Origin of the sequence: Halomonas sp. LBP4, assembly GCF_003202205.1 — a bacterium.
GTDB classification, from domain to species: Bacteria; Pseudomonadota; Gammaproteobacteria; order Pseudomonadales; family Halomonadaceae; genus Halomonas; species Halomonas flagellata.
The window spans coordinates 46,286-47,288 of sequence record NZ_PDOG01000012.1; the positions used below are offsets into that span (position 1 = coordinate 46,286).

Annotated in this window: 2 protein-coding genes; both read right to left on the bottom strand. The window is 70.8% G+C overall.

The window, feature by feature from the left end; translation table 11 throughout:
- Positions 1–361, bottom strand: a 361-nt coding sequence (locus tag CR157_RS23175; protein WP_258364270.1) for an ATP-binding protein, incomplete at its 3' end; no start/stop codon positions are given.
- Positions 354–1,003: Mu transposase domain-containing protein (locus tag CR157_RS22755; protein WP_441319108.1), on the bottom strand; the 650-nt coding region annotated here is incomplete at its 5' end. The genes CR157_RS22755 and CR157_RS23175, both read right to left, overlap by 8 nt.

Below are 1,003 nucleotides of genomic sequence, written 5' to 3' on the forward strand. Positions count from 1 at the left end.
GGCCGGCTGCCACGTGGCTCTTGCCCACCCCGGAGGGTCCGAACAGCAGTAGGTTGTGTGCCTGGTCGACCCACTGAGTGTCGCCTGCCAGGGCGGTCAGCTGCCGGCGATAATCGGCCGCGATGGACTCGAACTCGAAGGTTTCCAGCGTCTTGCCCACCGGCAGCCGGGCCTCCTTGAGGTGGCGGACCAGTCGGCGCCGCTCACGCTCGGCGAGTTCTTGCTCGCACAGGGCGGCCAGCGTTTGCGGCAGACTCCAGCCCTCGGCTTGGGCGCGGGTCTCCAGTTGGGGCCAGCAGGCCGCCACGGTGGGCAGGCGTAGTTGCCGCAGCAGCAGCGGCAGGGTCTGGGCGTCAGGCATGGCAGCGCAGCTCCGTGGCCGAGGTGGAGGGGATCAGGACGTCGTAGCTGGCGATCTCATGCTGCGTGACCTGGGGCAGCTCGATCGTGCTGCTCGGCCTGGCGGCGAAGCGCGCCTGGAGGTCGGCCAGCGTCGGGCTGTCCCCGCACTCCAAGGCGCCGAGCCAGTAGGTGGCGATCGCCTCGGCCTGATCCTGCTCGGCCGCCAGGGCCAGCGCACCGACGATGCGCTTGCAGGCCTCGGCGACCGGCCATTGGGCGGTCAGCCGGGCGTACAGCTCACGCCAGTCGGCGCCCGGCAGCAGCTCATCACGGAACGTCAGCCCCGCCAGGGCCCGGGGCTTGCGGACCAGCCAGCCGACCACATGGCGGTAGTCGATCATCCGCCGGCGCCCGCTCTTCGGCGTGGCATGCAGACGCGGCAGCGTCAGCAGGACCTGCTGGGCGTGGTGCAGCACCAGGCGGTCGTCGTAGAGGTGCACGCGCAGCCGCTCGCCGATCAACCGGGATGGCACCGAGTAGAGCACCTTACGGACCTGGATGGTGCTGGACGTCGTGACACGCACCGTCAGCTCGGTGTAGTCGGTGCCCGGCCGGCTGGGGAGCGGCATCAGGGCGCCACGCTCGATGGTGATGCGCGCCG